Genomic DNA, 12318 nt, shown 5'->3' on the forward strand with positions numbered 1-12318 from the left:
GTTTTGGCCCTAAAAGCCCACAAAGGATTTAAAACATGACTTATGTAGTAACCGAAAATTGTATTCAGTGCAAATATACCGACTGCGTAGATGTGTGCCCGGTAGACTGTTTTGTTGAAGGCCCTAACTTTCTGGCAATCAACCCGGATGAGTGCATTGACTGCACGCTGTGTGTGGCCGAATGCCCGGCAGAAGCGATTTTCTCTGAAGATGATGTGCCAGCCAACCAGCAGCACTTTATCGAACTCAATGCCCGTCTGGCAAAAGTCTGGCCGACCATTACCGCACGCAAAGAACCCTTGCCGAATGCCGATGAAATGAATGGCAAATCCGGCAAGACTGAACTGCTGGTCGAATAAGCTTTTCTGGCCTTGAGGTCACAAAAAAGCCGCTTTTTAAAAAGCGGCTTTTTTATTGCGACTGGCATCCAAGTGTTTAAATGTCCATGGCTATGAGCAGTTTTTTAACCGGTGCATAACTACGCCTGTGCTCAGGCGTGACGCCATGTAAGGCCAGGCGCTCAAGATGCAACGCGGTGGGATAGCCTTTATGCTGGGCAAAGCCATACTCTGGATATTGCGCGTCTAATTCCAGCAATGAAGCATCTCTGGCCGTCTTGGCCAAAATAGAGGCTGCCGAAATTTCAGCCACTTTGCTATCGCCTTTGACAATGGCTTCACAAGGGATCTGGAATACAGGTTTACGATTACCGTCCACCTGGATCAGTGTGGCCTGTATATGAAACTGGTCGCACATGGCCTGGTAAGCGCGTTGCATGGCGAGCAGACTGGCCTGCAAGATATTGATCCGATCAATATCTTGCGCGCTGACGCTGGCAATGCCCCAGGCCAAAGCCTGTTGTTTGATGGTGATCGCCAGTGCATCACGCTTGGCCTCAGATAACTTTTTCGAGTCTGCCAGACCTGCGATAGGTCTGGACGGATCCAGAATGACTGCGGCGGCATACACTGCGCCAGCCAAAGGCCCCCTACCTGCTTCATCAATACCACACAGGATGTGCATCGCAGTTAAGCCTGTAGAAATTGTCTAATCACAGCCGCTGCTTTTTGCGCGCTGTTTTGCTTGAGCTGCGCGTGAATATGGCGATACTTTTCTTGTAGCGCACTCAAGCCAACTTTATCAGCCAGCAGATTGTAGAGTGTTTGCGCAATGCGCTCCGGAGTCGCATCATCCTGCAGCAATTCAGGCACAATAAACTCACCAGCCAGGATGTTAGGCAAGCCAACATAAGGCTGCAGACGCATACGTTTAAGCAATTGCCAGCTCATATTAGACATCTTGTAGGTAATGACCATCGGCTTCTTGAGCAACGCAGCTTCCAGTGTTGCCGTGCCAGAGGCGACCAGCACCGCATCTGCGGCTGTCATCGCATCATGTGCGTGACCAAACATGATTTGCAGATCTATGCTGGTCTCAGGTTTTTGCGTTAATAACTGGTGCCAGGCACTGGTAAAAATATCACGGGTTTCTCGCGTCACCAATGGCACCAGAAACTGCGCTTGCTGGCCGTTTTCACGCATCAGGCGATCAAATACAATCGCAGTTTCCAGAACAAGTTCTGCATGAAACGTCACCTCAGACTGGCGACTACCAGGCAGCATCGCAATGACCACTGTGTCTTTTTTGAGTTTGAGTTTCTCTCGGGCTTGCTCAACAGGCGGCTCCATCGGTAGCGCATCCGCCAGAGGATGGCCGATATAGGTGACAGGCACGCCAACCTGCTGGTAAAGCGCAGGCTCAAACGGAAACAAGGCCAGCATATGTGAAACCGCCCGCTTGATTTTGTGAATCCGGTTTTTACGCCACGCCCAGATAGAGGGGCTGACATAATGCACAGTCGCGATGCCCTTGGCTTTGAGCTTACGCTCCAGCCAAAAGTTAAAGTCTGGGGCATCAATACCGATGAATACATCGGGCTTTTCAGTGAGAATCTGCTTGTACAACTGGCGGCGTAATTTGAGCAGGCCCCACAGATGCTTGAGCACTTCAAGATAGCCACGTACCGATAAACGTTCGATCGGAAATAAGGATTTGGCACCCAGGCTCATCATTTTAGGACCCGCAATGCCAAAAATCTCGACGTCAGGTTGCGCTGCTTTCAGCTCCTGAATCAAGTGATAGCCCAGCAAGTCTCCGGAGGCCTCTCCCGCCACCATTGCAATCTTAGCCATAATGTGTGTGAATTAACGGACAATGCCGCGCGTGGTCTGCGCGAGAAAACGGGTCATCAAGCCAATTTCCGGGCAGGATGTTTCCATGTCAGCCAAGGCCGCTTTTGCTTCTTCTAACGACAAGCCTTGACGATAAAGCACTTTATAGGCGCGCTTGATTTGCTGTATGGTCTCAGCACTAAAGCCTCTTCGCTTGAGGCCCTCGGCATTAATCCCATGCGGCTGCGCGTCATACCCCGCTGCCGTCACATAGGGCGGAATATCCTTGAACACCACAGACCCAACCGCGGTAATAATATGCTCACCGATCTGGCAATATTGGTGGATTAAGGTAAAGCCGCCAAGAATGGCATGATCATAAATAGTGACATGCCCTGCCAGCGAGGAGTTATTCGCCATGATGGTATGGTTGCCAACGATGCAATCATGGGCGATATGCACATAGGCCATAATCCAGTTATGGCTGCCGATTTTGGTCGTGCCTTTATCCTGAACCGTGCCACGATTAAAGGTACAAAACTCACGGATGACATTGTGATCACCGATTTCAAGCAGCGTAGGCTCATCCTTGAATTTTTTGTCTTGTGGCTTTGCCCCTAGCGACGAGAATTGAAAAATCTCGTTATGCTTTCCAATGGTGGTGGGGCCTTCAATCACCACATGTGAGGCGACTTTGGTACCCGCATCAATACGGACACCCGCACCTATGGTGCTATACGCGCCCACTTCGACCGAGCTATCCAGCTCGGCTTTGGGATCAATAATTGCGGTAGGATGAATCAAACTTTGCATGTTTCGCCTGCTACGCCCTCATGAGCGCAGTATCATATCGTTATTTTTCAATGGCTTTCAGGATACACATCATGTTGGCCTCGGCCACCACTTCGTCTCCTACTTTGGCCACGGCGACATATTTCCAGATGCCCTTCAGGATACGGTCAATTTTGACATTGAGCACGATCTGATCGCCTGGGGACACCGGCTTTTTAAAGCGCACATTGTCTATACCAGCAAAATAATACACAGAGTCATTGGTCGGCTTGGTACCCATCGTTTTAAAAGACAGGATGGCTGCCGCCTGTGCCATGGCCTCAACAATCAACACGCCCGGCATCACAGGGTGGTATGGAAAATGGCCTGGAAAATAAGGCTCGTTGACCGAAACATTTTTGACGGCGGTGATCTCTTTACCCAACTCCATAGACAGTACGCGGTCAACCAGCACAAACGGATAACGGTGCGGTAAATGTTCTAGTATCTCATGAATATCCATGCTATTCATTGGGTTCTCAGCCATAGTCTCTCTCAATCTTTTGAATGTCTCTGTATATTGCTAATTGCTTGCTCAAGCTGCTTGAGCTTGAGCTGATATTGTTCCAGATGCCGGATATTGGCCGCGGTCCGCAACCAGTCTGCATGTTTTTGGAATGGCATGAGCGCCGTATAAGTGCCTGCCTGCTGGATAGAGCGCATAATCATGGAACCAGGCGAGATGGTGACACCATCTGCAATCTGCAGATGGCCCAAAATCATGGCCGCGCCACCGATTTTGCAATGTTCACCGATCACTGCACTTCCTGCGATGCCCACGCAGCCAGCAATCACCGTATGCGCGCCAATGCGGACATTATGGGCGACCTGTATTAAATTGTCCAACTTCACACCGTCTGCAATCACAGTGTCATCCAAAGCGCCGCGATCGACTGTGGTATTTGCACCGACATCCACGTGATTTCCGATCACTACCCGGCCTATCTGCGGTATTTTAACCCATTCGCCCTGCGCTTCTGCGTAACCAAAGCCATCATTTCCAATAATACAGCCAGAAAACAAATGGCAATGGCTACCAATCTTACTGCCATGCTTGACCACCACACGCGGTTCCAGCACGGTATGCGCACCAATGCTTACATCGTCTTCGATCACGCAACCGGCACCAATTCTGACCCCTTCGCCCAGCACAACGCGGTCACCAATATAGACCTGCGCCTCAACGGTTAACTCGGACCCATGCTGCACCCCTTGCCCAAGCACGGCGGTTGCATGAATCTGGTTCTGGTAAGTACGCGGCGGATTCAATAGCGCGGACAGCCTTGCGAAGTAGGCATAAGGATTATCCGTCAGAATACACGGCAGAGCCGTTAAATGCTGATGCTCAGGCCGTAAAATGATGGCAGATGCCTGGGTGGCCTGTAAGGATTGTGTATATTTGGTATCGTTAAAAAAAGCAATGCTGCCTGGCTGCGCCTGCGACAAGGAAGCCATGCGAGACACGGTCAGGGCGCTCGCATGTTGTGACTGCTCGCCTAGCCATAGCTCACCGCCCAGAGACGCAACAATCTCTTGTAATGTATAGTGTTGCGCCATAAAAAAACAACCCTAGAAAACAACTTTAGAAAAATAACTCGAAAACAACATGACTAAGCAGCGGACAACCCAAAGCCAGGCAAAATCTCTATTTTTTACCTAGCAATTTCAGCACTTTATCCGTGATATCAATACGCTTGCTGGCATAAGCAACTCCACTGTAGGCGACTAGATCATAGCCTTCGTTCTCAGCCACGGTCTGAACCGCTTTATTGATACGTTCTTGCAACAAGGCCAGCTCTTCATTTTTGCGCAAATTAATATCTTCACGCAATTCACGCTGCTTGCTCTGAAATTCAAGGCGTGAATTGTTCAATTGACGCTCTTTCAGGCGGCGATCTGACTCAGTCAAATTTGAACGATCATGATCGAGCTGCGTTTCCAACTCACGAATCTGTTTTTGCAGCTTATCAAGCTCGAGTGAGCGCGGACTAAACTCTTTTTCAAGCTTTTTACCCGTCTCGGCGGTTTGCGGTGCCTCTTGCAGAAGCTTGTCCACCTGTACATACCCGACTTTGTAATAATCGGCGGCTTGTGCATGTGCACAAGACAATACAATCGCTAGCACGCTAAACCAGATGCTTCTCATGAGAGTCCTCCTTTCCGCGCCAGCATGATGAGTGATTTGACACAGCATGCGTTAGAACTGCTGTCCAAACTGGAATTGCAGCACTTGTGTGTTGTCATAACTTTTACTATTCAAAGGCTTGGCCAGTACCAATTTCAACGGTCCAAATGGCGACACCCAGGTCACGCCTGCACCGGTTGAGAAACGCAAATATTCCGAGTTAATCGGATCATCTTGCCCGTAAACTCCCCCCGCATCCAAGAACACACTCAGACGGAACTGACTAGACTGGGTGACGAACGGCACTGGCATAAACAATTCCGCATTGCCTAAAACCTCTTTGGTGCCGCCCAGCGCATACGTTGAACCTGACGTTGGGTTTATACCTCTAGGGCCTAATGAAGAGTTCACAAAACCGCGGACACTGTTTACACCACCCAGATAAAAGTTTTTAAAGAAAGGATAGTTTTTACCACCATAACTGTTCGCATAGCCAACTTGCCCGTTTAGCATGAAGGTAAAGTTATCATTTAACTCTTTATACCAGGCATGCTGGTAAGTGGTTTTGTAATACTGCAGATTGAGCCCCGGCACACTGACCTCGCCAGAGAGTCTTTGTAACACACCGCGGTGCGGGAAAAGAATGCTGTCTCTGGAGTCAAAGGTCCAGCTGGCATTGGCCACTAAGGAGTTGCTGTCACAGCCACTGGTATTACCGCAGAAGTTAATGTATTGGATCGGACTGCTGCTACTCAAGCTGACATTGGTAAAGTCTAGCGTCAGCCCGGCATTGACAAAGTCCCTTTCTGACAGCGGCATACCAAAGTTAACACCCACGCCATAAGAACGGCTGCTATAGGTACCCACATTTAACAAACTACTATTGGTATTACCAGTGTTGACATCACGCCGGTAAATATCAAAACCACGACTGATCCCGTCTGGGGTGAAGTATGGGTTGGTATAGGATAACGAGTAGGTTTTGTTGTAGTTACTGGTATTGACTACCAACGCGACACGGTTACCGGTGCCGAGGAAGTTCGGCTGGTTGACGTTGAAGCCCAGAATCACGCCACTGCTACTGGACAAACCGGCACCAAACTGTACGCTGCCAGTGGCCTTTTCTGCAACCGTCACGTTCATATCGACCTGATCATTGATGCCAGGGACAGAAGGCGTCTCCAGCTCGACCGTGTCAAAGAAGTTCAAGCGCTGGATACGCTCTTTTGAACGCTTGATTTTATCACCTGCATACCAGGCAGACTCCAGTTGACGCATCTCGCGTCTGACCACAGCGTCACGCGTACGTGTATTCCCTTGTACGTTAATCCGTCTGACATAAACTTTACGGCCAGGATCAACAAAGAAGGTAAATGCAACAGTATGCTCTTGCTTATTGATCTCGGGCACCGCGTTGACATTGGCAAAGGCATAGCCTTCTTCGCCCAGCTTGTCATTAATGTTTTTGCTGGCGTCGGTGACTTTTTGGCGATTGAATACTTCGCCATCCTGAATATTAATCAGTTTGCGCAGATCGTCTTCTGGCAGCAATGTCTCGCCAGCCAGCTTGGTTTTGCTGATATTGTATTTATCACCCTCGGTGATATTGATGGTGATATACACGTCCCGCTTGTCTGGCGAAATGGAAACTTGCGTGGAATCAATCGCAAACTCCAGATAGCCCTGGTTCATGTAAAACGAACGTAAGGCTTCCAGGTCCGCCGTCAGCTTTTGCTTGGAATACTGGTCATCCTTGTTCCACCAGCTCATCCAGTTTGGAGTCGTCAGTTGAAAGTTGGCACGCAAGTCCTGCGTGGTAAACAAATGATTACCCACGATATTAATATCGCGGATTTTGGCTGCAGGGCCTTCGGTAATCTCAAAGCGGATAGCGACGCGGTTACGCTCCAGCGGACTTGCCGTGGCTTTAACCTCTGCGCTGTACTTGCCTTGCGACAGATACTGGCGCTTGATTTCCTGTTCTGCGCGATCTAACTGGGCTTTATCAAAAATCTGCCCTTCGGCAATGCCGATCTGCTTCAGGCCCTCTTTGATTTTGTCCGTTTGAAACGATTTGTTTCCGCTAAAATCAATTTGTGAGATAGAGGGACGCTCCTGAACGGTGACAACCAGGACATCGCCTTCATTTTCAATACGCACATCCTTGAAAAATCCGGTGGCATAGAGGGATTTAATCGCTTGCGCAGCTTTTTCATCACTCATGACATCGCCCACCTGCATGGGCAGGTAGTTAAATACAGTCCCCGCCTCGGTGCGTTGCAAACCTTCAACGCGGATATCTGAAATGACAAACGGTTCTGTGGCGTAAGCGCTGAAATGCATCACCCCAGCTAACAAACCCAACCACAATTTGGAACTTGATTTTATTCTCATTAACTATGCTTTCAACCAATCAGGTAGCGATTAATGTCGTTAAAAAAAGCAATTAACATTAACGCGCCCAATATACCCAAACCCAGTCGCTGACCAATCGCCAGCACACGTTCAGGTAACGGTTCTCCTCGTATCAACTCCGCCATATGATACAACAAATGACCGCCATCCAATACTGGAATCGGTAGCAGATTCATGACGGCAATACTGATACTGAGCAAAGCAATAAAGCCGATGTAAGGTTTAATGCCCATATCGGCCGACTCACCAGCCGCATCGGCAATACTGACCGGGCCACTGATCGCCTTGAGTGATGCCTGACCCGTGACCATTTTTCCCAGCATTTTGAGGGTGAAGGCAATGGTCTCCTGCATTTTTTCCAATGCACGGCCCGCCGCCTGCATCAGACTAAAGTGCCTGACCACTTGATAAGGCGTCAAATCGACTGCTGCCATATCCACAGCCGCCCCCAGACGGCCAATTTTCTGACCGCCTTGCAGGGTCAATTCTGGCAACAGTTTGACTTCATAGGACCTTTCAGCCCGCTGGTATTCCAACTTGAGCGCTTGCTCGGGACTCGCACGGACCAGTTTGACGAATTGCTGCCAGTCTGCAATCGGCTTTTGATTCACCTTGAGGATACGATCCCCAGGCTGCAAGCCACTTTTCTGAGCCACCGAGCCAGGCAAGACTTCGCCAATCACTGCTGGCACCGTCGGCATCAAGACGGCCAATCCCACTTTCTGCATCACCTCGCCATCTGGCTCGCCTGCTAACCGTTGCAACGGCAACTGATGCTGATGCAGCTCGCCTTGCGGGGTTTTGGTCACGACACGCAGGCTACGGTGTGCCATCCATTGATCCAGCATTTGCCACTGCACCTCTTGCCAGGTCGCCACCGCTTGACCATCCAGCGATACAATCAGGTCGCCTTGGCGCAGTTTGGCGGCCGCTGCCAATGAGCCAGGCTCCACCGGACCAATCAAGGGTTTCAGGCCAGTCTCGCCTTGCGCAATCAATCCCCAATAACACACGAATGCCAGGAGCAGATTGGCCAGCGGGCCGGCAAATACGATCCACATTTTGGCCGCAATGGACTGACGATCAAAAGCCTGTGACCAATCCACATCGGGACGAGAAGGCATTTCAGTCGCTTCACGGCTATCCAGCATTTTGACGTAGCCGCCGAGCGGGATCCAGGAAAGCACCCATTCTGTGGCCTGGGGATGGGCTTGAAACTTGAAAATCGGCCGACCGAAGCCGATGGAAAATTTCAGGACACGCACGCCACAACTGCGGGCGGCCAAATAGTGGCCAAACTCATGGATAGTCACCAGCACGCCTATGGCGACAATAAAAGCCCAGACTGAAGTCATACACTCGCCACCTTGCGCAAGGGGCTGACCGCCTGCGCAGCCAGCGCATGCTCGACAAACTGTCTGGCCTGCTGATCAACCGCCAGCAATTGCTCAATCGAGCTGACTGTTTCGACCGGCAGCGATTGCAAGGTACGTTCTATCAGGCATGGAATATCCAGATAATGGATTTTTTCCTGCAAAAAGGCAGCGACCGCCACTTCGTTGGCGGCATTCAGGATTGCTGGCGCCGTGCCGCCTGCAGCCAAGGCCTCATAAGCCAGACGCAAACAGGGGAAACGTTGCGTATCAGGCGCCTCGAACTCCAGCTTGGCGACGTCAATCAAACTCAAGGGTTTGACGCCAGAGGCAATACGCTCTGGATAGCCCAAGCCATAGGCAATCGGCGTGCGCATGTCTGGATTACCCAGTTGCGCCAGAATGCTGCCATCCACATAAGAGACCATAGAGTGAATCACACTTTGTGGATGCACAACGACTTCTATCTGATCTGGACGCGCATCAAACAACCAGCGCGCCTCGATCACTTCCAGCCCCTTGTTCATCAAGGTGGAGGAGTCTATCGTAATTTTTGCACCCATCACCCAGTTAGGGTGCTTGAGCGCCAAGGCAGGCGTCACTTCCTGCAATTGTGTCTGTGTATACCCGCGGAACGGGCCGCCTGACGCGGTGAGAATAATCTGATTCACACCGACATCTGCCAGCGCTTGATAGCTCTGACGCGGCATGGCCTGAAAGATCGCGTTATGCTCGCTGTCAATCGGCAACAAAGTGGCCTGACCTTGCTTGACAGCATCCATAAACAATTGGCCAGCCATCACCAGGGTTTCTTTATTTGCCAGCAGGATTTTCTTACCCGCACGGGCCGCGGCCAAGGCAGGCAACAATCCGGCAGCCCCAACCACGGCCGCCATCACGATGCTGACGTCTTCATGGGCAGCGACTTCACTCAAACCATCCACGCCAGACAATACCTCCACTGGCAGTTGCTCAGCAGCCAGGCATTGTTTTAGTTGTCGCGCGGCTTCCGCATCCTGCATCACAGCAAATCTTGGCCGGTATTGGGCACACTGTTGCAACATGAGGTCGACCCGACTGTGTGCGGCCAGCGCGAACACGCCATAGCGCTCAGGATGCTGGGCAATCACATCCAGCGTCTGCTGACCGATGGTGCCAGTGCTGCCTAGTATGGTGACGTATTGCAAATCAACCTCTTAAAATGAATGAGCTTGCGCGCAGAAGTGAAACCAGAACAGCAGGCACAGCCCGACCGGCAACGCTGGCACAACGCCATCGACCCGATCCAGCAAGCCGCCATGCCCAGGCAAAAACTGTCCACTATCCTTGAGGTTGGCTCGGCGCTTGAAAAATGACTCAAACAAATCGCCATAAATACCCACCACCGTCACCAGCCACAAGCCTGGAAAAATCCAGCCTGTAGCCACCCAGCCGCTGCCATACAAAATCCCCGCATAGCCTGTGACGGCGATTAACGCCCCAAGCACGCCCTCCCAGGTTTTGCCTGGACTAATTGCTGGCGCCAGTTTGTGACGGCCAAATTGTTTACCCGCAAAATAAGCCGCACTGTCAGCCAGCCAAATGGTGGAAATAATCACCAGCAGCACATAGGGATTCACCGCTTTTGCGACAACCAGCGCCATCCATAACGACAGCATCAGTCCGGCACCCACCCATGCATTCACAAAGGCACTGTTAAAAAAAGTGTTGAAGTACAAGGCCACTGGCACAATCAATAGCCAGAATAGGCTGGCAAGTGCAAATACCTGTAACGATTGATAAAAAAACCAGTGAAAGCCCAGGTTAAGCAGGCCAAACAACAGGACCACGCCCGCCAGACTAGAAATTGCCAGATACACCGTGGTTTGCACACGATTAAACTGCAAAAAGCCAGACCATTCACGCAGGCAGACCAGCGACAATCCCAACATAATCAGGGCCCAAGCCAGCAATGGCAGCAAAAATAAGGCTGGCAAAAACAATCCCAGCAAGACAACCGCGGTCACAATTCTTGTTTTTAGCATATCCTTGCTTTTAGTCTCTCTAGGCGTCGCTACCATCAACCAGTTGCTCACTGGTGCGGCCAAAGCGGCGTTCACGTTGACGGTATGAAGAGAGTGCGACTTCAAAGGCGTCATCATCAAAATCGGGCCACAAGGTGGGCGTAAAATACAATTCAGTGTAAGCCAACTGCCAGAGTAAAAAGTTACTGATACGGGTTTCACCGCCGGTGCGGATAAACAAATCCGGCTCTGGCGCATATGGCATGGAAAGGTAAGGCAGCAGATCACACTCCTCGATCTGCTTGAGGTCGGGTTGTGCCTGCATTAACTGGTTCATGGCATTGACCACATCCCAGCGCCCACCGTAATTGACAGCAATCGTCAACACCAATCCGGTATTGGCAGCCGTTTTCGCTTCGGCCTCGATCATTTTTTGCTGTAATGCCGCGTTAAAGGCACTACGATCACCAATCAATTTCAGGATCACGTTGGCGTCATGCAGTTTCTTGACTTCGCGGTCCAGGGCCTCCAGAAACAGGCTCATCAAAAAAGTCACTTCCTCCTGCGGGCGGCGCCAGTTTTCACTGCTAAACGCAAAGAGGGTGAGGTATTTGATTTGCAGCCGGACACAGGCCTTGACCATGGCGCGCACAGATTCCAGGCCACGTTGATGCCCGGCGACACGGGGCAAAAAACGTTTTTTGGCCCAGCGCCCATTGCCATCCATAATGACGGCGACGTGCTGGGGCACTTCCTGAACAGGCGGGACTTCTTTGGTAGAGCTGGAGAAAAAACCCAAAACAGTTTCCGTTCGCGCAAATGGCTGTTAAACAGCCATCAGGTCCGCTTCTTTTTGTTGCAGAATTTTATCGACTTCCGCCACAGCTTTGTCTGTCATTTTTTGCACTTCATCTTGTGCGCGGCGCTCATCATCTTCAGAAATAGCTTTGTCTTTAATCAGTTTTTTCAGCGCATCGTTTGCATCACGGCGCACATTACGGATCGCCACTTTGGCGCCCTCGCCTTCCTGACGCACAATTTTGGCGAGGTCGCGGCGACGCTCTTCGGTCAACATAGGCATAGGTACGCGAATCAAATCACCATTGGTAGCAGGGTTAAGCCCTAAATCACAGTCTCGGATCGCTTTTTCTATTTTGGCAATCATGTTTTTCTCATAGGGCTGCACATTCAAGGTACGTGCATCGCCCAAATTGACATTCGCAACTTGATTGACTGCCACCATAGAGCCGTAATACTCCACCATCACATGATCCAGCAAGCCGGTGTGTGCACGGCCAGTACGGATTTTTGCCAGATCCACTTTCAGGGATTCCAGCGATTTATGCATTTTCTGCTCGGCAGATTTTTTAATGTCTTCAACCATTTGATTCTCCAATCGA

At 50.7% G+C, this 12318-nt stretch carries 13 protein-coding genes; 1 reads left to right on the plus strand and 12 read right to left on the minus strand.

Features of this window, described 5'->3' with window-relative positions; all coding sequences use genetic code 11:
- Positions 1-35 precede the first annotated feature (35 nt).
- A complete protein-coding gene (gene fdxA, locus Q9292_RS11640; protein WP_194748085.1) occupies positions 36-359 on the plus strand; it encodes a ferredoxin FdxA in 324 nt (107 codons plus the stop codon).
- A gap of 76 nt (positions 360-435) precedes the next feature.
- Here the strand turns inward: fdxA and rnhB are convergent, their stop codons facing one another.
- From rnhB to frr, 12 genes are all read right to left on the minus strand, one after another.
- A complete protein-coding gene (gene rnhB, locus Q9292_RS11645; protein ID WP_313988218.1) occupies positions 436-1023 on the minus strand; it encodes a ribonuclease HII in 588 nt (195 codons plus the stop codon).
- A gap of 5 nt (positions 1024-1028) precedes the next feature.
- Positions 1029-2192 carry a lipid-A-disaccharide synthase gene (lpxB, locus tag Q9292_RS11650; RefSeq protein WP_194748087.1) on the minus strand — a complete coding sequence of 388 codons (1164 nt, stop codon included), beginning with the start codon at positions 2190-2192 and terminating at the stop codon, positions 1029-1031.
- Between the two features lie 12 nt (positions 2193-2204).
- Entirely contained in the window at positions 2205-2984 is a 780-nt protein-coding gene (gene lpxA / locus Q9292_RS11655) for an acyl-ACP--UDP-N-acetylglucosamine O-acyltransferase (RefSeq protein WP_313988222.1), read from the minus strand.
- A gap of 40 nt (positions 2985-3024) precedes the next feature.
- Complete coding sequence (gene fabZ / locus Q9292_RS11660) at positions 3025-3489, minus strand: 3-hydroxyacyl-ACP dehydratase FabZ (protein WP_194748091.1); 465 nt, start codon at positions 3487-3489, stop codon at positions 3025-3027.
- Positions 3490-3497: 8 nt separating this feature from the next.
- On the minus strand, positions 3498-4559 hold the full coding sequence (lpxD, locus tag Q9292_RS11665; protein ID WP_313988224.1) for a UDP-3-O-(3-hydroxymyristoyl)glucosamine N-acyltransferase: 1062 nt from the start codon (positions 4557-4559) through the stop codon (positions 3498-3500).
- 88 nt (positions 4560-4647) lie between these two features.
- Positions 4648-5148, minus strand: coding sequence for an OmpH family outer membrane protein (locus Q9292_RS11670; RefSeq protein WP_194748095.1), 501 nt, complete (start codon positions 5146-5148; stop codon positions 4648-4650).
- Between the two features lie 51 nt (positions 5149-5199).
- Positions 5200-7470, minus strand: coding sequence for an outer membrane protein assembly factor BamA (gene bamA / locus Q9292_RS11675; RefSeq protein WP_194748462.1), 2271 nt, complete (start codon positions 7468-7470; stop codon positions 5200-5202).
- Positions 7471-7532: 62 nt separating this feature from the next.
- Positions 7533-8897 carry an RIP metalloprotease RseP gene (gene rseP / locus Q9292_RS11680; protein WP_313988228.1) on the minus strand — a complete coding sequence of 455 codons (1365 nt, stop codon included), beginning with the start codon at positions 8895-8897 and terminating at the stop codon, positions 7533-7535.
- Positions 8894-10102: a 1-deoxy-D-xylulose-5-phosphate reductoisomerase gene (ispC, locus tag Q9292_RS11685; protein WP_275355708.1), complete on the minus strand. Its 1209-nt coding sequence runs from the start codon at positions 10100-10102 to the stop codon at positions 8894-8896. The genes rseP and ispC overlap by 4 nt, the downstream gene beginning before the upstream one ends.
- 9 nt (positions 10103-10111) lie before the next feature.
- The gene (locus tag Q9292_RS11690) at positions 10112-10939 is read right to left on the minus strand and encodes a phosphatidate cytidylyltransferase (protein WP_275355710.1); all 828 of its coding nucleotides are present in this window, start codon (positions 10937-10939) and stop codon (positions 10112-10114) included.
- A gap of 19 nt (positions 10940-10958) precedes the next feature.
- Complete coding sequence (gene uppS / locus Q9292_RS11695) at positions 10959-11717, minus strand: polyprenyl diphosphate synthase (RefSeq protein ID WP_313988235.1); 759 nt, start codon at positions 11715-11717, stop codon at positions 10959-10961.
- A 27-nt stretch (positions 11718-11744) separates the two neighbouring features.
- Complete coding sequence (gene frr / locus Q9292_RS11700; RefSeq protein ID WP_409934499.1) at positions 11745-12314, minus strand: ribosome recycling factor; 570 nt, start codon at positions 12312-12314, stop codon at positions 11745-11747.
- Positions 12315-12318 lie beyond the last annotated feature (4 nt).

The sequence above is a fragment of the Methylophilus sp. VKM B-3414 genome (assembly GCF_032248435.1).
GTDB classification, from domain to species: domain Bacteria; phylum Pseudomonadota; class Gammaproteobacteria; order Burkholderiales; family Methylophilaceae; genus Methylophilus; species Methylophilus glucosoxydans.